The organism is Methylobacterium sp. CB376, assembly GCF_029714205.1.
Lineage (GTDB): Bacteria > Pseudomonadota > Alphaproteobacteria > Rhizobiales > Beijerinckiaceae > Methylobacterium.
In genome coordinates, this window is sequence record NZ_CP121648.1 from 1,772,111 (window position 1) to 1,794,923 (window position 22,813).

A 22,813-nucleotide genomic window follows, 5' to 3' on the forward strand; every position below is an offset into this window, starting at 1 on the left:
CTCCCTCGTACATCGCCGTGCGCCGGTCGCGGTACCACCGCGGTGCCCGGCTCGCGGGATGAGGCGGGCGCCGGCCCCGAGGGGGACGCCGCTCCGCCTTGCCCCCGGCGCGGTCGTGCGCGTCGTCTCGCATCGGCGCGGCATATCCGGAGACGGCGACATGCGGCGCACCCTCGGGCTGACGGCGGGTTTGGCGCTGGCCGGCAGTGCCGTGCCGGGCTGGGCGACCCCGTCCCGCGATGCTCTCATCCGCGTCGTTTACGATCGTCCGGTGCAAGCGGAGGCGCTCGCGATCTACCGCGACCTCAAGGGGCGCCGCGTGCTCGAGGAATTGCGGAACATCATCGGCGTCCGCCTGCCGCGGCCGCTCACCCTGAAATTCTCGGCCTGCGACGGCGAGGTCAACGCGTGGTACGCGCCCGAGAGCCGGCTGGTCACGATCTGCTATGAGTACGTCCGAGACGTCCAGGATCGGGCGCCCAAGGAGACCCCCCAGGCTGGGGTGGCGCGGCACGCCGCGGTCTTCGGTCCCATCGCTCTCGTGGTCCTGCACGAGACCGGGCACGCCCTCTACGATCTGCTCGACGTCCCGGTGCTCGGCCGGGAGGAGGACGCGGCCGACCAGTTCGCCGCGATGGTGCTGCTCGAATTGCCGCCCGCACAGGCCCGGCCCATCATCGACGGCATCGCGCACCATTTCCGCAGCCATGCGGCCGAGGAACAGGCGGAGGAGGCGGTGCTCGCCGACGACCACAGCCTCGCCTTCCAGCGCCTCTACAATCTTCTCTGCCTCGCCTACGGCGCCGACCGCCGCGCCTTCGGCTACCTCGTCGAGGGCGGTGCCCTGCCGAGGGCGCGCGCCGCCCAGTGCGGGGCGGAGTACGACCTCGCCGCGTACTCGCTGCGCAAGCTCTTCCGGCGCCATCTGCGCGACGGACGGATCGCGCGCGCGCGCCTCCGCCGCGCTTTCCAGTGGATGTTCTGATGTCGTCGCCCACCCTCGTGCAGGTTGGCCCCGTCCTCGCCGCCCCCGGTCCGGCCGGCGCCGCGACGGGCCGGCCGACCGGTCTCGACCCGGCCCCGCGTGCCGGGCCGGGTCGCCGCAAGGGCGGTACGACCCCGTCGAATGGCCGATCTCGCGCCATGCCGGGCACCGGACCCGGCTCTCAGAGTCCTGACAACCGGAGACAAGGAGTGGCCTCCATGAAGCTGTTCTCTCCCGTTACCCTGGCGGCCCTGCTCCTGGGCACGCTGCTCGGGTTCGGCCCCGCCCCGGCGAGCGCCGCGCAGGGATGTGGCCCGGGCTTCCACCGGAACGTCTACGGCGTCTGCCGACCGAATTACGGCGGCTATTACGGCGCGCCGGGCGTCTACAGGGGCGGTGTCTACCGGGGCGGCGTCTACAGGGGCGGCGTTTACCGGGGCGGCGTCTACGGCCGGCGGGTCTATGGCGGCCGCGTGTACGGCCACCGCGGCTATGCCGGCCGGGGCTACGGTGCCCGCGTGGGCCATTACGGCGCGCGCGGCTTCGGCGGCCGAAGAGGCCGGCGGTAGGGGCCGCCGCCCGAGCCGGCCGGTGGGAGCCGCCCGCGCGGGCCGGGCGGCCCGCGCTGCGCCTCGCTCCGCGGCGCCGGCGCTCCCGCGGGCGGGCGATCGGGGCTGCGCGGGCCTGGGCCGCATCATGAGGCAGGGCCGCGCTCGCCGCGGAGGGTCGCGGGCGGCGGGGATGATCCAGAGGAGGGCGGGATGACGGGCATCTCCACCGACACGGTGTCCGATCAGGTCCCCGACGGCCGCTGGCGGCGCATCGGCCGGCGGATCGCCGACGAGGCCCGGCGGATCGCCGCGATCTTCGCCTATCTCTGGGTCGTGTTCGGCGTGCTGGTGCTGCACGAATCGATCGTGCTGTCGCGGCACGGCATCGGCTTCCGCTTCTACGGCTTCGCCTTCCTCAATGCCTGGATCCTCGCGAAGGTCGTCCTGGTGGCCGAGGCCTTCGATACCCGCCTGCGCTTCGAGGGCAGGCCGCTGATCCTGCCCATCGGCCTGCGCTCCGCCGGGTTCGCGCTCCTCCTCGTCTGCGCCTACGCGGTGGAGGAGACGCTGATCCACCTGTGGAACGGGCGCCCGCTCGCCGAGAGCCTCCCGGCCATCGGCGGCGGCGGCGTGCGGGGATTCGTGGTCATCGCGGTGATCATGACCGTCGCGCTCGTGCCCTACTTCACGTGGCGCGAGCTCGGGCGCGTGCTCGGCCGCGAGCGGCTGCGGGCCCTGATGCTGTCGGGCCGCGCGGCCTGACCGGCCCGCTGTCCCATCCGATCAAGCCGGTCGGGCGCGACCTGCGACCATGGGCTGCCGTTCTCCGCGCGAGGGGCGATCATGCTCCACCGTCCCCGATTACTCCTCCTCCTCCTCCTCGCCGCCGCGCCCGCCGCGGCCCGGGCCGAGACGGATCCGGCCGCGGCGCTCCCGGTCGGCACCGTCGCCGCCCAGAAGAAGGCCATCGACAAGGCCCTCGACTTCGTCGGCCGGGTCGAGGCGGTGAGCCGCGTCGAGGTGCGGGCCCGCGTCACCGGCTTCCTCGACACCGTCCTGTTCAAAGAGGGGGACCTCGTGAAGGAGGGCGCGCCCCTCTACCGGATCGAGCCCGACCTGTTCGAGGCCGCGGTGAAGCAGGCCGAGGGCGCGCTGGAGCGCAGCCACGCGGCCGAGACGCTCGCGGCGATCCAGCTCCAGCGGGCGCAGGACCTCCTCGATCGCAGTTCGGGCACCGTGGTCGCGCGTGACCAAGCCCGCGCCGCCCTCGACCAGTCGCGGGGTGCCGTGACGGGCGACGAGGCGAACCTGAGGACCGCGGAGATCAACCTCGGCTACACGAAGATCCTCTCGCCCATCGCCGGCCGGATCGGCCGGACCAGCGTCACCAAGGGCAACGTGGTGGGGCCCGACAGCGGCGTGCTGACCACCATCGTCAGCCAGGACCCGATGTATGTCAGCTTCCCGGTGAGCCAGCGCGAGTTCCTGCGGATGCAGCAGGGCGGTCCGCAGCCGGACCGCAGCAAGATCGCCGTGCGGATCCGCTTCTCGGACGGCTCGACCTACGATCAGGTCGGGCGGATCAACTTCGTGGACATCAGCGTCGACCGGAGCACCGACACCGTGCTGGTGCGCGCCAGCATGCCGAACCCGGCGGGCACCCTCCGGGACGGGCAACTCGTCCAGGTCGCGCTCCAGACCGGAATGCCCGAGGAGAAGGTGGTGGTGCCCCAGGGCGCGCTCATCGCCGACCAGGGCGGCGTCTACGTCTTCGTGGTCGAGGACGGCCGCGCGGTGACGCGGCGCGTGACGGTGGCGTCGGGGGCCGGCGGGAGCGACGCGGTGATCGAGGCGGGGCTCTCGGGCGGCGAACTCGTCATCGTCGACGGGCTGCAGCGCGTGCGCCCCGGCCTCCCGGTGCGGGCGGTCCCGGCCAGCGCGGCGGCGGGAAGGACCTGATCCGATGCTCTCCGCGATCTTCGTCGACCGGCCGCGCCTCGCGCTGGTGATCGCCATCGTCACCTCGATCGCGGGGGCGCTGGCGCTCCTCGCCATCCCGGTGGCGCAGTATCCCGACATCGTGCCGCCCCAGGTCTCGGTGACGACGACCTACCCGGGCGCCGCCGCCGACGTGGTCGAATCGACCGTGGCGCAGCCGATCGAGTCGCAGGTCGTCGGCGTCGACAAGATGATCTACATGAAGAGCGTCAGCGGCAACGACGGCAGCTACACGCTCACCTGCTCGTTCGAGCTCGGCACCGATCCCGACATCAATGCCGTCAACGTCAACAACCGGGTCCAGATCGCGCTCGCGAAACTCCCCGAGGACGTCCGCAAGCAGGGCGTCACGGTCAAGAAGAAATCCTCCGCCCTGCTCGGCGTGCTCGCGGTCTACTCGCCGAAGGCGATCCAGGACCCGCTCTTCATCTCGAACTACGTGACCATCAACCTGCTCGACCGGATCAAGAGCACGCCCGGCGTGGGCGACGCGACGCTGTGGGGGCCGCAGGATTACGCGATGCGGGCCTGGGTGCGCAGCGACCAGCTCACCGGCCTCAACCTGACCACGGGCGACGTCATCAACGCGATCAAGGCCCAGAACGTCCAGGCCCCGGTCGGCCGCATCGGCGCCCGGCCGATCTCGGACGAGCAGCAGCTCCAGCTCAGCATCCAGACCCAGGGGCGGCTCACCTCGCCCGAGCAGTTCCGCAACGTCGTGCTGCGCACCAACCCGGACGGGTCGCTGCTGCGGCTCGGCGACGTCGCCCGGATCGAGCTCGGCGCGGCGAGCCTCGACCGCGAGACGCGGCTCAACGGCAGCCCGGCCACGGTCATCGCGATCTACCAGTCGCCCGGCGCCAACGCGATCGCGACCCTGAAGGAGGTCAAGGCGCGGGTCGCCGCGCTGGCCAAGGCCTTCCCGGAGGGGCTGGAATGGAAGGTCACCTACGACCCGACCGCCTTCATCACCGAGACCGTGCACGAGGTGCAGAAGACGCTCGTCGAGGCCTTCGTGCTCGTCGTGATCGTGGTGTTCCTGTTCCTCGGCAGCCTGCGGGCGACGCTGATCCCGACGGTCGCCGTGCCGGTGAGCCTGATCGGCACCTTCATCGCGCTCAAGGCGGTCGGCTACTCGGCGAACTCGGTCTCCCTGCTCGCCATGGTGCTCGCCATCGGGATCGTGGTCGACGACGCCATCGTGGTGGTCGAGAACGTCGAGCGGGTGATGGAGGAGCACCCGGACCTGTCCCCGCGCGAGGCGACGAAGCGCGCCATGGCGGAGATCACCGCGCCGATCATCGCGATCACCCTGGTGCTGCTCTCGGTCTTCGTGCCGGTCGCCTTCGTGCCGGGCATCTCGGGCGAGCTGTTCCGCCAGTTCGCGGTCGCGGTCGCGGTCTCGATGTTCCTCTCGGCCATCAACGCGCTCACGCTCTCGCCCGCGCTCTGCGGCGTGCTGCTGAGACCCCATCACGGGCCACGGCGCGGCATCATGGGATTCGTGATGCGGGCGATCGACGCCGTCCGCGACGGCTACGGCGCCGCGGTGGCCCGCATCGTGCGCCTCTCGATCATCGGCCTCGTGCTGTCGCTCGCGGCGGCCTGGGGCACGGTCGAACTGGCGAAGATCACGCCCACGGGCTTCCTGCCGGAGGACGATCAGGGCGCCTTCTTCGTGGTGGTGCAGCTTCCCGAGGGCGCTTCGGTCGCGCGGACCTCGGACGTGGCGGCGAAGGCCGAGGCCATCCTGCGCGAGGAGCACGCCGTCGCCGACGCGACGACCGTGGTCGGCCTCAACTTCATCGACAATTACTCGCAGAGCAACGCCGCCTTCCTGGTCGTCACGCTCAAGCCGTTCGAGGAGCGCAAGGGGGCGGGCGACGGCGCCGCGGCCCTGATCGCGCGGCTCGGCCAGCGCTTCCGCGAGGTGCCGGGCGGCCTCGTCGTGCCCCTCGCGCCCCCGCCGATCATCGGGCTCGGGACCGGCGGCGGCTTCGCCTACGTGCTGGAGGACCTGCGCGGCGGCGATCCGAAGGAACTCGCCCAGGCCCTGCGCGGCCTCATCGTCGCGGCGAACCAGGAGCCGAAGCTCAGCCGCGTCTTCAGCACCTTCTCGGCGACCAACCCGTCGGTCTACCTCGATATCGACCGCAACAAGGTCCAGATCCTGGGCGTGTCGCTCGACAGCGTGTTCCAGGCGCTGCAGGCCTCGCTCGGCGGCTACTACGTCAACGACATCAACCTGTTCGGCCGCACCTGGCAAGTTCAGGTCCAGGCCGAGGCGGCCGATCGCCAGAGCATCGACGACATCTACCGCATCAACGTGCGCAACAAGGACGGCCAGATGGTGCCGCTGCGCAGCCTCGCCGAGGTGCGGATCGTCGTCGGACCGCCCTCGCTGATCCGCTACAACAACCTGCGCGCGGTGACGGTGCAGGGCGGGCCGGCGCCCGGCATCTCCTCGGGCCAGGCCCTCGCCGCCATGGAGGCCGTCGCGGCCCGGACCCTGCCGACCGGCTTCGGCGGGGAGTGGACCGACACCGCCTTCCAGGAGAAGCGGGCGGAGGGGAAGACCGCGATCATCCTCGCCTTCGCGGTGCTGTTCGCCTTCCTGTTCCTGGTCGGCCTCTACGAGAGCTGGACGATCCCGGTGCCGGTCCTGCTCTCGGTCACCGTCGGCATCGTCGGCGCCTACGCGGCGATGGTCTGGGGCGGGCTCACCCTGGACCTCTACGCGCAGATCGGCATGGTCGTGCTGATCGGGCTCGCCGCCAAGAACGGCATTCTCATCGTCGAGTTCGCCAAGGAGCAGCGGGAGAAGGGCGTCGCGCTGCGCGAGGCCGCGACCGAGGGGGCGCGGCTGCGCTTCCGCCCGGTCATGATGACCTCCTTCGCCTTCATCCTCGGCCTGCTGCCGCTCGTGATCGCCACCGGCGCCTCGCAGCTCGCCCGGCGCAACGTCGGCACGCCGGTCTTCGGCGGCATGGTCGCCGCGTCCTTCCTCGGCATCTTCGTGATCCCGCCGCTCTACGTGGTGTTCCAGGGCCTCCGCGAGCGGGCGTGGCGGCTGCTCGGCGGCAAGAAGCAGCAACCGGCGACGCGGCCGGCCGCGCCGACCGGTGCGGCGGGGCACCAGCCGGCGGAGTAGGGGGGAGGGGGCGCCATGGACGACACCGACCAGGACCTGCTGGCGGAGGCGCACGACGAGGCGGTGCCGGCCTCCGAGGCCGGCCGGCTCAAGCGCAAGCCCTACGAGCGCGAATTGCGCAAGCTCCAGGTCCAGCTCTGCCACCTGCAGAGCTGGGTGCGGGCGACCGGCGCGCGCATCATCGTCGTCTTCGAGGGCCGCGACGCGGCCGGGAAGGGCGGCACCATCAAGGCGATCACCGAGCGGGTCAGCCCGCGCGTGTTCCGGGTCGCGGCGCTGCCGGCGCCCTCCGATCGGGAGAAGAGCCAGCTCTTCCTGCAGCGCTACATCGCCCAGTTTCCGGCCGGCGGCGAGATCGTGATCTTCGACCGCTCCTGGTACAACCGCGCCGGCGTCGAGACCGTGATGGGCTATTGCGACGAGGCGGAGCGGCGGCGCTTCCTCGCCCTCTGCCCGCAGATCGAGCGCTTCATCACCGGCGGCGGCATCCAGCTCATCAAGTTCTGGCTGGAGGTGGGGCGCGCCGAGCAGAAGCGCCGCTTCGAGGCGCGCATCGACGACCCGCTGCGGCAGTGGAAGCTCAGCCCGATGGATCTCGAATCCTACCGGCGCTGGTACGAGTATTCCCGCGCCCGCGACGCCATGTTCGCCGCCACCGACACCGACGACCTGCCCTGGTACGTGGTGCGCTCGGACGACAAGCGGCGGGCGCGGCTCAACTGCATCGCGCACCTCCTGCACCTCATCCCCTACAAGGAGCTCGAGGCCGAGAAGGTGACGCTGCCCAAACGGAGCAAGAAGGACGCCTACGACGACACGCTGCGCGACCGGCGCTTCGTGCCCGAGCGCTACTGATCCCGACGGTCACGTCGCATGCGACATCCGACGGATGGCTTCGCCATGCGGATGTCGGCTTCGCTCAGGCGCCGCGCAGGCTCGTGATCCGGGATCCGCTTCGATCAAGCGGATCACGGATCATACGCGGTCCGGACGTGATCGTCCGGACCGCGTATCATCGGGAGGCACGACGGCCCGATGCGTCGGCATCCTGGGCCGTTGGCGCGGGGCGGGCGGCGCGGTCGCCGTGCGCGCCCCGATCGGGCGGGGCGCGATCGGCGGCCGGGCTCAAGCCATGATGCTGAGGCCGCCGTCGACGTAGACCGTCATGCCGGTCAGGCGGGCGGCGTAGGGCGTCGTCAGGTAGGCGGCGGTGAGCCCGACATCGTCGATGTCCACGAGTTCGCCGATGGGCGAGCGCTGGATCGCCTCGTTGAGGAGGAGGTCGAAATCCTTCAGGCCCGAGGCGGCGCGGGTCTTGAGGGGGCCCGGCGACACCGCGTGGACGCGGATGTCGCGGTCGCCGAGCTCGTAGGCGAGGTAGCGCACGGCGCTCTCCAGCGCCGCCTTGACGGGTCCCATCAGGTTGTAGTTTGGCACCACCTTGCTGGCGCCGTGGTAGCTCATGGTGAGCAGCGTGCCGCCCTCGTGCATCAGCGGCGCGGCGAGCCGCGCCATGCGGATGAAGGAGTGGCAGGACACGTCCATGGCGATCCCGAACCCCTCGCCCGAACTGTCGACCAGCCGGCCCTGGAGGTCGGCGCGCGGCGCGAAGGCGATCGAGTGGAGCGCGATGTCGAGGCGGCCCCAGCTCTCGGCGATCTGCCGGAACACCGCCTCGAGCTCCCCCTCCCGCTGGACGTCGCAGGGCAGGAAGAGCGGCGCGTCGAGTTCGCGCGCGAGCGGCTCGACGAAGGGCCTCGCCTTCTCGTTGAGGTAGGTCAGGGCGATCCGCGCCCCGAGCCGCCGGAAGACGCGCGCGCAGCCGTAGGCGATCGAGTGCTCGTTGGCGACGCCGAGCACCAGCGCGTTCTTGCCCGCAAGGGCGTTGCCATCGGGGATCTGCGTCATGGCTCTGTCTCCGGAGCGGGCGTCAGCCGGCTCTGCGTTGACGGGGGGCGGGCTCGGGTGCCGGAACCGCCGCGGGGGCCGGCCCGAGGAGGTCGCGCAGCCGCGGCATCACGGCGAGCTGCTCGGGCGCGAGGTCGAGCCGCGTCGTCAGGCGCTCCAGGATGTCGAGGAGGCGGCGGCGCTCCTCGGCCGTGCGCAGCAGGTCCGGCAGGGTCGCCATCGCCCGCTCGGGCGCGTGCGCGATGATCTCCGCCTGCTGGCGGACCACCCGGGCCGCCGCGCTGGCCGGCAGGTCGAGCAGGCCGATCTCGCGGCCGGCGATCTCGCGGATGCGCTTGAAGGTGGACAGCCGCCGCTCGCTGCCGAAGCGCGACACGAGGAGTCCGGCCCGCACGGCCGCCTCGGTGAAGCCGCCCTCGGCGATCCGGCTCAGGGCCTCGGGCGGCGCCGCATCGATGGACGGGGCGACGGCCGGCTCCGCACCGGGCGGCGCGACCGCGCTCAGCGTCGCGTAGACGGTGAAGAACAGGTTCTCGACCGCGGCGTCGCGCATCTGCCGGTAGAAGTCCCACCCGGCCATGATGCCGGCCGCGGCGCCGCGCTCGCTCGCCGCCCAGGCCCCCGCTTCGTCCCGGTGGACGCGGTGCCCCCTCACCAGATCGGCACAGGGGCCGAGGCACGCGAGGGCCGGGTTGAGATCGGACAGGGCCCAGCGCCGCGCCCGCAGGGGGTGCAGCGCCCGCGACAGCGCCCCGATCTCGCGCGGCACCCAGGCGCTCAGCACCGGATGCACGAAGGTCTCGTAGGCGGCCGCATTGAGCTCGGAGACCCGGCTCACCGCGGCGAACGGCACCTCGTCCTTGCGCGCGTATTTCTGCAGCGTCTGAAGGTCCTCGACCTGCAGCTCGCGCAGGACCGCATCGTAGCGCACGCCCCCGTCGGCGCGCTCCTCCTCGACCTTCATGCCGTAGAGCCCGGGCGGAAGGTGCTCGATGTAGTCGAGGAGGTCGACGATCTGCGCATGCTCGCGGCGCGCGACGCCGGCCGAGACGAAGATGCCGAGATGCCCGACGCTCTCGTGCATCAGCCCGACGATGACCTGCCCGTTCGCCTTGAGGTCGGCGGTCGTCGGGTAGAGGTCCGCGACCCAGTTGAAGGCCTGCTGGGGCGGGGTGATGTTGTCGCCGAGCGAGGCGAACAGGATGATCGGCGAGCGGATCGCCTTCAGGTCGAAGGTTCTGCCCTCCGCCCACTCGGCGCTGCCGGAGGCCAGCCGGTTGCCGACGAACAGGTTGTCGACGATCCAGCGGATCTCCTCCCGATTCATCAGGAAGTACCCGCCCCACCAGCGCTCGAATTCCAGGTAGCGCGCCGGCTCGGTGTCGATCTTCGAGAAGAGGTTGTAGGATTTCCCGAACCACGTGTTGGCCGGGTTCAGGTACTCGAAATTGTCGACGAGGTGCGCGCCGTCGAAGACGCCGCCGCCGAGGTCGCTGGCGAGGAGCGCCGTCCAGCTCCCGCCGAGCATGCCGCCCGCGTAGCGCATCGGGTTCTCGGCGTCGTTGCCCGCCCAGTAGGACATCGGCGCGCCGTTCACCACGATCGGCCCGGCGCCCTCGGGATCGAGCGCGCCCACCAGCATCGCGGCCCAGCCGCCCTGACAATTGCCGACGATGACCGGCTTGCCGCGCGTCGGGTGGCGCTCGCGCACGAGGCGCAGGAAGGCCGCCTCGGCCTGCGCGACGTCCGCCAGCGTCTGGCCCGGGACCGGCTCGGGGAAGAAGATCACCACGTAGACCGGATGACCGGCGCGCAGCGCCATCCCGACCTCGGAATCCGGCTTGAAGCCGCCGATGCCCGGCCCGTGCCCCGCCCGCGGATCGATGATGATGTAGGGGCGCTTCTCGGCGTCGCTCGGCCGCTCCGGCGGCGGCAGGATCCGCGCCAGGGCGTAGTTCACCGGCCGGGCGAAGCGGCGCGCATCGGCGACCACCTCGTAGGGGAAGGCGAGGAGCGGCGGCTTGCCGGCCGCCTCGTGCGCCAGCCAATTGTTGCCGCGCTGCCGGAGCGTGTCCCAGAACAGGACCGAGCGTTGGGCGAAGTCGGTCCAGTAGGTGATCGCGTCGCCGGCCGCCTGCGCGGGCGTCCGGGGCGTCAGGGCCTCGATCCAGGCGCGGTTCGCCCCTTGGACCGCGTCCAGATAGGCGTCCAGGGCCGTGGCGCAGCGTTCGCGGTAGACCTCGGCGATGCGCAGCTGGAGCGGGAGCAGCGGCTGCAGGCTGCCCGTCGTCGGAGCTTGCCGAGGATATACACGTGTTCCTGGGTCTGCCATGGCCCTCATCCTGTCCCGGTTGCGTGCGCGGCGGCGGGCGGCCGCGCGGCGCCTTGCTGCCCCAAATTCATGATCGCGTGCCGATGTCTCGGTCCCAGAGCACTTTCCGACGAAGTGGATGCCGGTTCGTCGCGGAAAATGCGGCAGGATCAGAGACCTAGAGCAACACCCGATTGCAACGTGATCGGGTGCCGCTCTAGTGGGGCTTGGTCTCCCAGGTGAGGAAGAACCCGACATCGCCCGGCATCCCGTCCGGCCAGTCGACGATCATCGCCTTCAGGCCGTAGCCGGCCGGTTGCAGGCGGTCGCGCCAGAACTCGTAGGCCTGGCGCGGGCGGCCGGTGAGGGTCTCGGCCCAGCCCGCCTCCGCCCCGTTGATGGCCCGGCCCTTGTCGGTGCAGATCAGGTTCGGGAAGCGCATCACCAGGAGCTCCTTCTGGCCCTGCTCGGCCGCGATGCGGAGCTTGTGCAGGAGGCGCTGCGTGATCTCGCTCAGCTTCTCGGGCGTGAGATCGAGGGGTTCCGCGAGCTGCTTGGCGAGTTCGGTCCGCGCCTTGGTGGCGCGGTCCTGCCCCTCCATCTCCTTGAGGGCCTTCGCGGCGCGCATGCGGGCCGAGTAGGCGGCGAGGTCGTCCGCCGACATGAACGGATCGTTGCCGATCACCGCGTCGGGCTTGGTCGTGAGCGTCTCCATAGCGGTCTCCATGGGGTCAGAGCGCCGGCTGGCGCGCGTCGTCGAGCACCGCGCGCATCCCGCGCGCGATCATCGTCTCCTCGTCGGTGGGGATGACGAGGGCCTGGGGTCCGGGACCGCGCGTGATCAGCGGCCCGCCCGCCGCGTTCGCGGCCTCGTCGAGCCGGAAGCCCGCCCAGGCGGCGCCCCGCAGCACCTCGGCCCGGGTGGCGGCGTCGTTCTCGCCGATGCCCCCGGTGAAGACGAGGCCGTCGATGCCGCCCAGGGCCGCCACGAGCGAGCCGAGCTCGCGCCCGATCCGGTAGACGAAGAGGTCGATGGCGGTGCGCGCGCGGCGGTCGGTGCCCGCCAGCGCGCGCAGCGTCCGCATGTCGTTCGACAGGCCCGAGACGCCCAGGAGCCCCGAGCGGGTGTAGAGCATCCGCTCCAGCGCGTCCGCGTCGAGCCGCATCTCCCGCAGCAGGTAGAAGACCGCGCCCGGGTCGAGGCTGCCGCAGCGCGTGCCCATCGGCAGCCCGTCGAGGGCCGAGAAGCCCATCGTGGTCGCGACGCTGCGCCCGCGGTCGAGGGCGCACAGGCTCGCGCCGCTGCCGAGATGCGCCGCGATCACCCGGCCCTGCGCGAGGACCGGGAAAGCGGCGCCGAGCCGCTCGGCGATGAAGGCGTAGGACAGGCCGTGGAAGCCGTAGCGGCGCACGCCGCGATCCGAGATCTCGGCCGGCAGCGCGAAGAGCTGCGCCACCTCCGGCTGGCCGCGGTGGAAAGCCGTGTCGAAACAGGCCACCTGCGGCAGGTCCGGGAATTGCCGCCGCACGACGCGGATCGGCTCCAGGTTGTGGGGCTGGTGCAGCGGCGCGAGCGGCACGAGGCGCTCCAGCGCCTCCAGCACCGCGTCGTCGACCCGCACGGGCGAGCTGTGCGCCGTGCCGCCGTGCACGACCCGGTGCCCGACCGCCGCCAGCCGGTGCTCGCTCCGGTGGGCCCGCAGCCACGCGGCAATCTGGAGCAGCGCTTCCTCGTGCCCGAAGCCGCCCGCCTCGAAGCACGCGTCGGCGACCACGGCGCCGGCGCGGTCGCGCACGATCATGTGCGGCCCGCTGCCGAGCCCCTCGAACAGGCCGCGATAGAGGCGGCGCGGGGCGCCGTCCTCCCCGGGCTCGAAGACCTGGAACTTGAGGCTCGATGAGCCGGCGTTCAGCACGAGCGAGGCCGGGATCATGGCTAGACCTCGGGCAGGGGCTTGGCCGCGCGCTGCGCCGCCGCGAAGAGCGAGGCGACGGCGCAGGAGGCGAGCCGCGTCAGGCGCGAATCGGCCCGGCTCGTCAGGATGATCGGAACCCTCGCGCCGAGCACGATCCCGGCGGCGTCGGCATCCGCCAGGAAGGTCAGGCTCTTGGCCAGCATGTTGCCGGCCTCGAGATCCGGCACGACCAGCACGTTGGCCCGGCCGGCGACCGGCGAGCGGATCTTCTTGATCGCCGCCGCGCCGAGATCGATGGCGTTGTCGAGGGCGAGCGGCCCGTCGAGCACCGCTCCGGTGATCTGGCCGCGATCGGCCATCTTGCAGAGCGCCGCGGCGTCGAGGGTCGAGGGGACCTTCGGGTTGACGGTCTCCATCGCCGACACGATCGCGACCCGCACCGTCTCGATCCCGAAGGCCCGCGCGAGGTCGATGGCGTTCTGGACGATGTCGCGCTTCTCCTCGAGACTCGGCGCGATGTTGATGGCCGCGTCGGTGACGATGAGGGGGTCGTCGTGGCTCGGCACGTCCATCACGAAGCAGTGGCTGAGGCGGCGCGCCGTGCGCAGGCCGCCCTCGCGGCGCACCACCGCGCCCATCAGCTCGTCGGTGTGGAGGCTGCCCTTCATCAGGGCCTCCGCCTCGCCCGCATTCACCAGCGCCACGGCCTTGGCGGCGGAATCGTGGCTGTGGGCCGCCTCGACGACGCGGTAGGCCGCGAGATCCTTGCCGAGCGCGGAGGCGGCCGCGGCGATCCTCTGAGGCGGGCCGACCAGGATCGGGTCGATCAGGCCGAGATCCGCCGCCTCCAGCGCCGCGCCGAGCGAGGCTTCGTCGCAGGGATGGGCGATCGCGACCTTCAGCCGGGGCCGCGCCCGCGCGGCGGCGACCAAGCGCTCGTACTTCTCGTGCCGGCGGTGCCGGGCCGGCGCCTCCTGCGTCGTCGAACTCGCCACGATGCTCTCTCCTGATCGGACAGGGCGCACGGTGCGCCGCCGATGGCCGCGCGGCCGGACCGGCCTCGGCCGCGAACCGGAGGGGCGCCCGCGCCTTCCCGATCACCCGCCCCCCGGCGGCGTCCGCGGGGCAATCTTCCAGAGGACGCGCCCCGCCGCTTGATCGGGCGGGACACCGGCGCGGCGGCTGCGATCGGCCCGGGACCGCGCCGGCCGGGAGCGGCGCCGCGGCGCTGGCGGGTGCGGGACGCCCGAACTCCCGTCAGCGCAACCGGAGCACGACGTGGACCGTCCGGCCCTCCCGCCGCATCTCCACCGGGGTCCCGCAGCGCCTGAACAGCGCGAGCATGGGAGCGTTGTCCGACAGAACCTCGGCGGTGAGTTCGGAGAGGCCGCTCCGGCGCGCCAGGGCGATGAGGTGGCGCATCAACGCGGCGCCGACGCCCCGGCCCTGCCACGCATCCGCCACCGCGAAAGCGAGCTCGGCCGTGCCGGGCGCCGTGACGATGAAGCGGCCGCCACCGACCAGGGTCGGGGCGCCGCCCGCCTCCGCCACCAGGGCGACGTGCTCGCGGAAATCGACATTCACGAAGTAATCGACCTCCCGCTCGCTGAAGCCGCGCCTGGGCGCGAAGAAGCGCAGGGTGCGCGAGCGCTCGCCGAGGCCGGCGAAGGCGGCGAGCAGGCCCTCCCGGTCCCCCGGCCGCAGCGCCCGGATCGACAGCGCCTGCCCGTCGCGCAGGTGCTCCACGGCGGCGTAGTGCGGTCCCGGGCCCGTGCTGGCCTGCTCCGTCATGGCGGACCTCGAATGTCGGAGGGGCGGCGCACCGATCAGGCCGGGCTCGGGCGCCTCGCACCGGCGGTCATGTCTCGTGACCGCCGGTGCGATTCGCGAATCGTCGCCAAGCCTGCGGCCTGCTGTCGACGGTGCGAGATGGTCACCGGCCCGATGCGTCAGCGTCCCGGGCCGCCGGCATCAGTAGCGCCGCACGCGCACGGCGCGCGCGCCGTAGACGCCGCGGCGCACGCCGACCGCCCCGCGCGGGCCGACGCAGCCGGCCCGGTAGACGCCGCGCGCGCAGACGACGGCCTCGGCCTCGGTCGGCGCGAGGGCGACCAAACTCGCGAGCAGACCGGCGACGATGAGAATGATCCTCATGGGCAATTCTCCTCCTTCTCGCGCGTCCCCGCGCGGTGATGGGCTTCCCTCACGTGCCCTCGGTGAGGGCGATGGCGAGGTCGGCCTCGGTGGCGGCGCGCACGGCGTCGAGGCTGACGCCCGGCGCCGTCTCGACGAGGGTCGCGCGCCCGTCCGGAAATGCGATCACCGCGAGCTCCGTCACCAGGAGGTCGATCCGCCTCTCGGCGGTGAGGGGCAGCGTGCATTCCCGAACGAGCTTGGGCCGGCCCTTCGCGGTGTGCTGCATGGCCACGACGACGCGCTTGGCTCCCGTCACCAGGTCCATCGCGCCGCCCATGCCCGGGACCATCCGGCCCGGCACCATCCAGTTGGCGAGGCGCCCGGTCTGGTCGACTTCGAGGCCGCCGAGCACGGTCAGGTCGAGGTGGCCGCCGCGGATCAGCGCGAACGAGGTGGCGCTGTCGAAGGCCGAGGCGCCCGGAAGCGCCGTGACGGCCTTGCCGCCCGCATCGGTCAGCCAGCGCAGGGCCATGCCGGGCTCCGGGACCGGGCCGGTCCCGATCAAGCCGTTCTCCGATTGGAAGAACACCGTGAGCCCGGGGGGGACGTGGTTCGCGACCAGGGTCGGGATGCCGATCCCGAGATTCACCAGCATCCCGTCGCGGAGTTCGCGGGCGATGCGCTTGGCGATGACGACGTGCGGATCCATCGGTTCACCCGCAGGCGATGACGTGATCGACCAGCGGCGCCGGCGTCACGACGTGGTCGGGCGCGATGACGCCGGTCGGGACGATGTGCTCGGCGCACACGATCACCGTTTCGGCCGCCATCGCCATCAGCGGATTGAAGTTCCGCCCGGTCAGCGCGTAGGTGAGGTTGCCGAGATAGTCGCACAGGAAGGCCTGTATGAGCCCGAACTCGGCGCGCAGGGCCGGTTCGAGCAGGTAATCGCGGCCGTCGACGGTGATCCGCCGCTTGCCCTCCTCGACGAGGGTGCCGATCCCGGTCGGGGTGAGGATTCCGCCCAGGCCGCAGCTGCCCGCCCGGATGCGCTCGGCCAGCGTGCCCTGCGGCACCAGCTCGACCTCCAGTGTCCGCGCGATCATCCGCGCCTGGGTCTCGGGATTGAGCCCGATATGGCTGACGACCGCCCGCCGCAGCGCCCCGGCCGCCACGAGCTTGCCGATGCCCCGCCCGGGCGCGGCGGTGTCGTTGGCGATGACGGTGAGGTCCTGCCGGCCCTGCCGGACGAGCTCGTCGACGAGCGGCTCGGGCGTGCCGACGCCCATGAAGCCGCCGATCATCACGCTGGCCCCGTCGGGGATCAGGGAAACCGCCTCGGCGAGTGAGCTGATCCGCATGGGAGACTGCCGCTCGGTGATGAGGGAGGGTGCGGTCGCACCGCCGGCCCCGGGCGGGCCGGGCTGCCCGTGCCGCCCGGGTGAGCGGTCCGGGGGGCGCCGGCAACTCGGCCCCGCGACCGGCGACGGGCGAGGATCCGTCGTGCGCGCCTCGGCGCGCGACGAACTCTCGGCATCGGCTCCGCCGTCCGCCCGAACGGCGGCCCGGTCACCCCGTCCCCCGGACAGGGCTGCCCTGCGCGCCCCGCTCAGTAGACGGCGGCGGCGCGCACGCGGCGGTAGGCGAACGGATCCGTCCAGGCAGGAACCCTGACGACCACGACCGGAGGCGCGGGATCGAAGGGCAGGAGGGCGGCACTGAAGGCGATGAAGCCGGCCGCCGCGCGCACGTCGTCGGGCTGCCGCGGGTCGCGGGAGATCCGGTCGGCCTCCCATTGCAGGCGCAGATTGCACCGGCGGGACGGGAGCCCGCCCGCCGGCGTGCAGGCGTCGTGGCGGGCGCAGGCCGCATCGAGCGCATCGACCGGCGGCAGCGGCGCCCGGTTCCCGAGGCCGCAGTAATTGCCGTGCATCAGCAGGCTCGGCGCGAGCGGCGCGGCGGGCGCCTGCGCCAGCGCGGGCGAGGCCAGGCCGAAGGCCAGGACGATGGGCGTGAGTTCACGGATCATGGCAGGCCTTCCTCCACTCTGCGGCCATCCCCGGGCGGCGCCCGCCCCGGCGGGCGCCGAGGAGCGACCGCTCAGTAGCCGTAGGGGCGGCAGACACCCGACGCGGCGTCGTAGTAGCGGGACGGGCCGCATCCGCCGTAGGTGGAGCCGTAATAGCCCGCCGCCGCGGCCGCCGCGGCGCCGGCCGCCAGCCCGTAGCCGTAGGGACGATAGCGGTAGCCGTAGGCGCCGTAGCCGCCGCGGTATCCGTAGCGGCCGTAGCCGCCGCGGTATCCGTAGCGGCCGTAGCCGCCGCGGTACCCGTAGCGGCCGTAGCCGCCGCGGTATCCGCCGCGCACGCCCGCCACCCGTCCGCCGCGGAAGCCGCCGGCACGGACGCCGTGGAACCCCCTCCGCCCCGGAACCCCCTCCGCCCCGGAACCCGCCGCCGCCGAAGCCGCGCGCTTCGGCGGTGATGCTGGTGAGGATCAGGGCGGCGATCGCGGAGGTGACGATGATGAGGCGCTTCATGGCGTCGTGTCCTTGACCTAACGGGCCGGCCGGCACGGGCTGCTGGCCGCCGATCAGGAGCTCGGGATCGGCAGCAGCTCCGCCGGTCATTGCGATGTGAACGATAATCTTGGCGTGCCTTGGCGCTTGATCGGACAGGACAGCCGAGATCGCAGTCGGACTGAACGTCTGGATTGCAGCTGGATCCACCCTGCACTACGCTCGACGGCGTTCGCTCATCGACCCTCACGCGCCAGCGCGGCGGGTCCGCGTCGCTGCGTCAGAGACGTCCCGCCTGGAGACGGTCGGGGCCGGGCGACGCGGGCGAGTCACGCGGGTTCGGCGCGGCATCGATTCGGTCATAACTGAAGTGCCGTCATTCGAGATCAGGGTCACGACGGGAAGCGCGGGGGCGATCCTGCGCGCCGCGACCGAGCGCGCGGCGGCCGCCAAGGCCGAGGGGCTCATCCGCCGGGCGCACCATCGCGGCGCCGCCATCGCGGTCGCGGTGGCGGGCAACGACGACCAGGCGGTGCGCCGCATCGAGCTCTACCTGGCCGACGTCATCTCCGAGGTGGAGCGGGCCTGACCGCCGAGCGGGACGGCGCCCGGCACGTCCGGCGCCGAACCCCGCCGGCCGGCTCGCCGGCGCGGTCCGGCGCGACCGCGGCGGGACACGGCCCGCGCCCCGGCGGCGTCGCCGCGGGCGGACCGGGCGCCGGCCTGGGGGCGAGTCCGGCACCGATCGGCAGGCCGACCGTGGCGCCCGGCTGCGCGAGGGCCGGGCCGGCGAGGCCGGCCGCGAGGGTCAGGCAGACGAGGGGCAGGCGCATCGCTGCGGGTCTCGGTGAGGGGGCCTTGCGGGCCCGGACCAGGGGCGGCTCTCGGCGGCCGGCGCCGGGCTGCGCGCCGTCAGGGGCCCGAGCAGCGCCGGTACTCCACGCCCGTGGGGTCCTGATCGCCGTAGTAGCGCTTCAGGGTTCCGTTCGGCCCGAGCGCCAGGAGAACCCTGACCTCGTTGACGGCGACGACGTTCGCGCAGTCGAGGACGAGCCGCTGACGGTCGCTCACCGGGCGCACCGACTTGATGCGGCAGGACGCCATCGGCGTCCTGAGGCGGTTGCCGGAGACGATGAAGGCCGGCGCGAAGATGTCGAGCGGCGTCCTGAACGACGTTCCTTTCCCGGCGGATGAGTACACCTCCGCACAGTCGCGCCCGCCCAGCACCCAGGCGCCCTGGTAGCCGGCGAGCCCGGCCGGCGCCGCCGTCGCGCGCGTGCCCCCGGCCGAGGCGAAAAGGGCCAGGCCGAGCGCGGCGGCACGAACTCCGTGTGCAGGTCCCATTGCGGATCTCCTCCCTCACGCCTCACGCCTCACGCGCCCGCGGCAGCGCGACGGCCGTCGCTCATCTCGCCGCCGCTCGGATCTCGCCGCTGCTTGCGCCACGCGCTCGGCGTCGTCCCGGTCCAGCGCCGGAAGGCATGGGTGAAGGCGGCGGGCTCCGAGAATTCCAGGGCGACGGAGATCTCCGCCAAGCTCAGGTTGGTGTCGGCCAGCAGCTGCTTGGCGACGGAGAGGCGCGTCTCGTTCGCGACCGATCGGAAGCTCGTTCCCTCGGCCCTCAGACGCCGGCTCAGCGTCCGCCGGTGAACCGCCAGCGCCTCCGCGGCCTGGCGCGCGCTCAGCTCTCCTTGCGTCAAGGTGGCACGCAGGTGCCGGCGCAGCTCGTCCGTCAGGTCCGCGGGCATGCTGGCCGCGAACTGGCGGATGCGCTGCTCGGCAAGCTTGCGCACGATCGGGCTCGCGTCCCCGATCGGCCGCCCGAGGAGGCGCGCCGGGAAGGTCAGCGCCGCGATCTCCTGTCCGAAGCGGACGGGAGCGCGAAAGACATTCGCGTAGGGCGTCGCATCGTCCGGCCCCAGGCGCGGCAGCAGCACCTCCTCGGGCGCCCAATCGCCCCCGCAGAGGGATCTGATCACGTTCGTCATCGCCGTGAGCGCCCGCTCGCAATGGAGCGCGATCCCCTCGGCCTCGGGCCGGTAGGGCGAGTAGCTGGCGATGGCGAGCGGGCCGTTCACCGCGACGCGGATCACGGCCCCTCGGTTGAGAAGACCGTGATGCGTCTCCAGCACCCGCAGGGCGTCACCGACCGTCTCCGAGTTCCTCATCAGCACGCCGAGCAGCCCGAGCGAGGCCAGCGTGGTGCGCTGGCCGACCAGGAGGCCGAAATGCGGACAGGCGCTCCGGCGGGCGGCGAGCGCCATCAAGCGTCCGAGACTCTCGAACGAGAGCGCCCCGGCTCCCTCCAGGCATCGCGGGCCGATGCCGCTCTGCACCAGCAGCGGAGCCGGCTCGATCCCGAGCGCCACCAGAACCTCGCAGATCGCCTCGACGGCGCTGCCGTGAACGGCGGCAGGGGCGGCCGGGCGCGGAGGGATGCTGGTCTCGGCACGCCTCGCCTCCGGCCGCGATCGCTCGCAACTCCAACTGATGGCTGACATCATGCCCACTCCTCCCTTCTTCGGTGCCGATGCTGCGGTCTTGCTGCGACGCATGATGACCGAACGCCGCTTCGATCGGCCGCCCCCGCCAAGTACTTTACCCGAGCCAAAACGCAGTTGCGCGAAATACGACCCCGACCAGCACTCTCTGTCGGATATGATATGAAGCAAAATTCGGAGATGATACTTGAAAAAATTCAGTCGTTTGGCAACGAAACTGAATTCGTCGCCACGCCGACCGTCTCACCCGGTTCCGGCCGAGCGGGATCGGTGCGGCAGGAGCCGCGCCATCCGGCCTCGTCCGAGCGATGACCTCCTCGCCCCGCCGGGTCGGAGCGAGGACTGACCTGATGGCGCGGTCGGAATGCCCATGCGTCCGGTCCACCTGCCGGCCGCCGCTCTGAGGCTTCGAGCCACCGTCTTGCCTGGCACAATCGTATGTTTCTCGATGCTGTGGTCCTTGACATAAGTCAATATCTGTCCGGTCTGACCACCGTGAGCGCGATGAAGAGGCTTGCCAAACTTCACAATTGATATTGAATCGGGCGCTGCCAGAGGTGGAACCCTGACATCTTGCAACGGATCGCCTCCTCGAGGGCGTGGAGGGTCCGGAGGTCGCCTCCGCGGTGATGGGCTGCCGTTCCGGATGGGGGGCGCGGCGCAACGCGCGGCCGCACCCGCCGCGCAGCGGGAGGCGGACCGGGATGCCGGTGCCGCGCGAGCAGGCCGAAGGGGCCGACACCCTGCGATCCTGCCGGCCTTTCGACGCGACCATCGGAGGGCGCCGGGCGCAGCGAGGAGATTTGCGTTCGGCGCCGCTTCAACCTGATCTACATCAAGGCGGCGAGCGACGATTCCGCCCTGATAGGATCGCGAGAGTTCAGCCGAGGCCGCAGCGCCGATCGATGCCGAGGGCCACGCCCAGGCGTCGCGCCGGCGCTGCCATGCGGGGAGGCAGGCGATGCACCGAGGACGCGGGACGCCGAAACACCGTCCGGACCTCCTGTCCGGCTCGACCCGCGCCCTCCTCATCCTCACCCTCCTCGTCGCGGGCGCGGACCGAGGCTGGTCGCAGGACAGCGTTGCCCGGGGGCGCCGCCTCGCCGACGATCTCTGCGCCGAGTGCCACCGCGTCGATTCCATCTCCCGGCCGAGGGGCGGCCCGGCCCCCGACTTCGTCGCCGTCGCGCAGGCGCCCTCCACGACCGGCGTCGCGCTCAGCGTCTTCCTGCAGCAGCATCACCCCGGGATGCCGAGCTTCCAGCTCTCGCGCGAGGAGCGCGACGCCCTCATCGATTACATCCTCAGCTTGCGCTCCCGGGCCTCCGGCAGCGGGCAGCCCTGAGCGCCGAGGCCTGCGGAGGGGCTCGCTTCGCGCCGGGCGGCGGCATCGCGTCGGACGAAACGTCCCGCACCCCGCACGCGTCCGGAGATCGAGGCAGGCGCAACGGGAAACACTCTCGGTCGGGGATCTGGCCCATGTACCAGAATATCGCCATCCTGTTCGCGTTCGTGTTCGCCTACAGTCTGGTTGCCGCGCCGCTGGAGCGCACGCCGGTGGCCGGCGCTCTCGTCTTCACGGCATTCGGGCTCGCCCTGGGACCGATGGGCCTGAATCTGCTGGAGATCGGCTCACGCGCGCAAGTCCTCAAGACTCTCGCTGAACTGACGCTGGCGCTGGTGCTGTTCACGGATGCGGCCAACGCGGATCTCGGTGTGCTTCGGCGCTCCTACGCGATCCCGGTCCGCCTGCTCCTGGTCGGGCTTCCTCTCACGCTGGTGCTCGGTACGGCGGCCGCGTACCTGCTGTTTCCCACGATCGGCCTGCTCGGCTGCGCGCTCCTCTCCACCATCCTGGCCCCCACCGACGCCGCGCTCGGGAAGGCCGTCGTCACCAACCCGTCCGTGCCCGCGGCCGTTCGCGAGGGCCTGAACGTCGAGAGCGGCCTGAACGACGGGATCTGCGTGCCCGTCCTGCTGATCCTGCTCGCGCTGGCCGCGGATCGGGCGGCCGACAACGACCACCTGCAGCTGGTGATGTCGCACTTCGTTCGGGAGATCGGCATCGGGCTCGTCACCGGGGTCGGGCTCGCGGTGATCGGCGTCTGGGGGCTGCGATGGGCGGAGCGCCGCGGCTGGATGGGCACCGGGTGGCGCCAGATGCCCGCCGTCGCGCTGGCGATCACGTCGTTCGCGGCCGCGCAGGCGCTGGGCGGCAGCGGCTTCATCGCGTCCTTCGTGGGGGGGCTGGCGGCCGGCTGGATGGCGCGGCGGCGGACGGTGAAGCACGAACTGCTCATGGCGGCCGAGGGCGCCGGCAACGTGCTGGCGCTCCTCACCTGGGCGCTCTTCGGCGCGACGGTGGTCAGCGAACTCGCGCCGCGCCTCGGCTGGGAGATGGTCGCCTATGCCGGCCTCAGCCTCACGGTGATCCGGATGGCTCCCGCGTGGATCGCGCTGGCCGGCTCCGGTGTGGACGCCGGCGGCAAGGTGTTCCTCGGCTGGTTCGGCCCGCGAGGGCTGGCCAGCATCGTGTTCGCCGTCCTGGTGCTGGATGCCGAGGTGCCCGGCAGCGACCTCATGGCGGCCACGGTTGCCTGCACGGTGATCCTCAGCGTCGTGGCCCATGGCCTGACCGCCAATCCGCTCAGCGACGCGTTCGCCCGCCACGCCGCGAGGCGGAGCGAGCCGCGCGGGGCGGCCGTCGCGCCGGGGCAGGCCGGCGCGCAGGTCCCGCGGCGTCGGGGCGCAGCCGCTGCCGGGGAGCCGCTCGCGAGGGATTCCCTCTGGCCTCACGCCTGATCCGGGATCCGGTTGACCCAAGCGGATCCCGCGCGC

21 protein-coding genes and 1 pseudogene are annotated in these 22,813 nt (G+C 72.2%); 9 read left to right on the top strand and 13 right to left on the bottom strand.

Annotated features, from left to right (window positions below; translation table 11 throughout):
• The first annotated feature begins 160 nt into the window (after nucleotides 1-160).
• The 6 genes from QA634_RS07900 (at nucleotide 161) to ppk2 (ending at nucleotide 7,540) form a co-directional block, all read left to right on the top strand.
• Complete coding sequence (locus tag QA634_RS07900; protein WP_018262116.1) at nucleotides 161-985, top strand: DUF4344 domain-containing metallopeptidase; 825 nt, start codon at nucleotides 161-163, stop codon at nucleotides 983-985.
• 218 nt (nucleotides 986-1,203) lie between these two features.
• Nucleotides 1,204-1,554, top strand: a complete 351-nt coding sequence (locus tag QA634_RS07905; RefSeq protein ID WP_012331472.1) for a GCG_CRPN prefix-to-repeats domain-containing protein — start codon at nucleotides 1,204-1,206, stop codon at nucleotides 1,552-1,554.
• 192 nt (nucleotides 1,555-1,746) lie between these two features.
• Nucleotides 1,747-2,298 carry a hypothetical protein gene (locus tag QA634_RS07910; protein WP_012331473.1) on the top strand — a complete coding sequence of 184 codons (552 nt, stop codon included), beginning with the start codon at nucleotides 1,747-1,749 and terminating at the stop codon, nucleotides 2,296-2,298.
• An 81-nt stretch (nucleotides 2,299-2,379) separates the two neighbouring features.
• The gene (locus QA634_RS07915; protein ID WP_012331474.1) at nucleotides 2,380-3,495 is read left to right on the top strand and encodes an efflux RND transporter periplasmic adaptor subunit; all 1,116 of its coding nucleotides are present in this window, start codon (nucleotides 2,380-2,382) and stop codon (nucleotides 3,493-3,495) included.
• A gap of 4 nt (nucleotides 3,496-3,499) precedes the next feature.
• A complete protein-coding gene (locus tag QA634_RS07920) occupies nucleotides 3,500-6,685 on the top strand; it encodes an efflux RND transporter permease subunit (protein ID WP_012331475.1) in 3,186 nt (1,061 codons plus the stop codon).
• Nucleotides 6,686-6,700: 15 nt separating this feature from the next.
• Nucleotides 6,701-7,540 (top strand): polyphosphate kinase 2, encoded by an 840-nt coding sequence (gene ppk2 / locus QA634_RS07925; RefSeq protein ID WP_012331476.1) that lies wholly within the window; start codon nucleotides 6,701-6,703, stop codon nucleotides 7,538-7,540.
• A gap of 270 nt (nucleotides 7,541-7,810) precedes the next feature.
• Here the strand turns inward: ppk2 and fabI are convergent, their stop codons facing one another.
• The 11 genes and pseudogenes from fabI to QA634_RS07980 form a co-directional block, all read right to left on the bottom strand.
• Nucleotides 7,811-8,593: an enoyl-ACP reductase FabI gene (fabI, locus tag QA634_RS07930; RefSeq protein ID WP_012331477.1), complete on the bottom strand. Its 783-nt coding sequence runs from the start codon at nucleotides 8,591-8,593 to the stop codon at nucleotides 7,811-7,813.
• Between the two features lie 22 nt (nucleotides 8,594-8,615).
• Nucleotides 8,616-10,925: a DUF3141 domain-containing protein gene (locus QA634_RS07935; protein ID WP_012331478.1), complete on the bottom strand. Its 2,310-nt coding sequence runs from the start codon at nucleotides 10,923-10,925 to the stop codon at nucleotides 8,616-8,618.
• A 196-nt stretch (nucleotides 10,926-11,121) separates the two neighbouring features.
• Nucleotides 11,122-11,619, bottom strand: a complete 498-nt coding sequence (locus tag QA634_RS07940; RefSeq protein ID WP_012331479.1) for a hypothetical protein — start codon at nucleotides 11,617-11,619, stop codon at nucleotides 11,122-11,124.
• 16 nt (nucleotides 11,620-11,635) lie between these two features.
• Nucleotides 11,636-12,838: an acetate/propionate family kinase gene (locus tag QA634_RS07945; protein ID WP_012331480.1), complete on the bottom strand. Its 1,203-nt coding sequence runs from the start codon at nucleotides 12,836-12,838 to the stop codon at nucleotides 11,636-11,638.
• Nucleotides 12,839-12,840: 2 nt separating this feature from the next.
• Nucleotides 12,841-13,815, bottom strand: a complete 975-nt coding sequence (locus QA634_RS07950) for a phosphate acetyltransferase (RefSeq protein ID WP_012331481.1) — start codon at nucleotides 13,813-13,815, stop codon at nucleotides 12,841-12,843.
• Nucleotides 13,816-14,077: 262 nt separating this feature from the next.
• Nucleotides 14,078-14,611 carry a GNAT family N-acetyltransferase gene (locus tag QA634_RS07955; protein WP_012331482.1) on the bottom strand — a complete coding sequence of 178 codons (534 nt, stop codon included), beginning with the start codon at nucleotides 14,609-14,611 and terminating at the stop codon, nucleotides 14,078-14,080.
• 180 nt (nucleotides 14,612-14,791) lie between these two features.
• Nucleotides 14,792-14,974, bottom strand: coding sequence for a hypothetical protein (locus QA634_RS07960; protein WP_012331483.1), 183 nt, complete (start codon nucleotides 14,972-14,974; stop codon nucleotides 14,792-14,794).
• A 49-nt stretch (nucleotides 14,975-15,023) separates the two neighbouring features.
• On the bottom strand, nucleotides 15,024-15,665 hold the full coding sequence (locus QA634_RS07965) for a 3-oxoacid CoA-transferase subunit B (protein ID WP_012331484.1): 642 nt from the start codon (nucleotides 15,663-15,665) through the stop codon (nucleotides 15,024-15,026).
• A gap of 4 nt (nucleotides 15,666-15,669) precedes the next feature.
• Nucleotides 15,670-16,317 carry a CoA transferase subunit A gene (locus tag QA634_RS07970; RefSeq protein WP_012331485.1) on the bottom strand — a complete coding sequence of 216 codons (648 nt, stop codon included), beginning with the start codon at nucleotides 16,315-16,317 and terminating at the stop codon, nucleotides 15,670-15,672.
• Nucleotides 16,318-16,565: 248 nt separating this feature from the next.
• Nucleotides 16,566-16,985, bottom strand: a complete 420-nt coding sequence (locus QA634_RS07975; protein WP_012331486.1) for a hypothetical protein — start codon at nucleotides 16,983-16,985, stop codon at nucleotides 16,566-16,568.
• Nucleotides 16,986-17,056: 71 nt separating this feature from the next.
• Nucleotides 17,057-17,495, bottom strand: a pseudogene (locus QA634_RS07980) (hypothetical protein).
• 349 nt (nucleotides 17,496-17,844) lie between these two features.
• Between QA634_RS07980 and QA634_RS07985 the strand changes: the two are divergent.
• Nucleotides 17,845-18,063 (top strand): hypothetical protein, encoded by a 219-nt coding sequence (locus tag QA634_RS07985; RefSeq protein WP_012331488.1) that lies wholly within the window; start codon nucleotides 17,845-17,847, stop codon nucleotides 18,061-18,063.
• A gap of 323 nt (nucleotides 18,064-18,386) precedes the next feature.
• On the opposite strand, the gene QA634_RS07990 is transcribed toward QA634_RS07985, so the two are convergent.
• Together QA634_RS07990 and QA634_RS07995 are read right to left on the bottom strand one after the other, a co-directional pair.
• Nucleotides 18,387-18,818, bottom strand: coding sequence for a hypothetical protein (locus QA634_RS07990; RefSeq protein WP_012331489.1), 432 nt, complete (start codon nucleotides 18,816-18,818; stop codon nucleotides 18,387-18,389).
• Between the two features lie 29 nt (nucleotides 18,819-18,847).
• Nucleotides 18,848-19,978, bottom strand: a complete 1,131-nt coding sequence (locus QA634_RS07995; protein WP_012331490.1) for an AraC family transcriptional regulator — start codon at nucleotides 19,976-19,978, stop codon at nucleotides 18,848-18,850.
• A gap of 958 nt (nucleotides 19,979-20,936) precedes the next feature.
• Here QA634_RS07995 and QA634_RS08000 point away from each other — a divergent pair.
• Together QA634_RS08000 and QA634_RS08005 are read left to right on the top strand one after the other, a co-directional pair.
• Nucleotides 20,937-21,320, top strand: coding sequence for a c-type cytochrome (locus tag QA634_RS08000; RefSeq protein WP_012331491.1), 384 nt, complete (start codon nucleotides 20,937-20,939; stop codon nucleotides 21,318-21,320).
• A gap of 134 nt (nucleotides 21,321-21,454) precedes the next feature.
• Nucleotides 21,455-22,777 carry a cation:proton antiporter gene (locus QA634_RS08005; protein ID WP_012331492.1) on the top strand — a complete coding sequence of 441 codons (1,323 nt, stop codon included), beginning with the start codon at nucleotides 21,455-21,457 and terminating at the stop codon, nucleotides 22,775-22,777.
• Nucleotides 22,778-22,813: the final 36 nt, after the last annotated feature.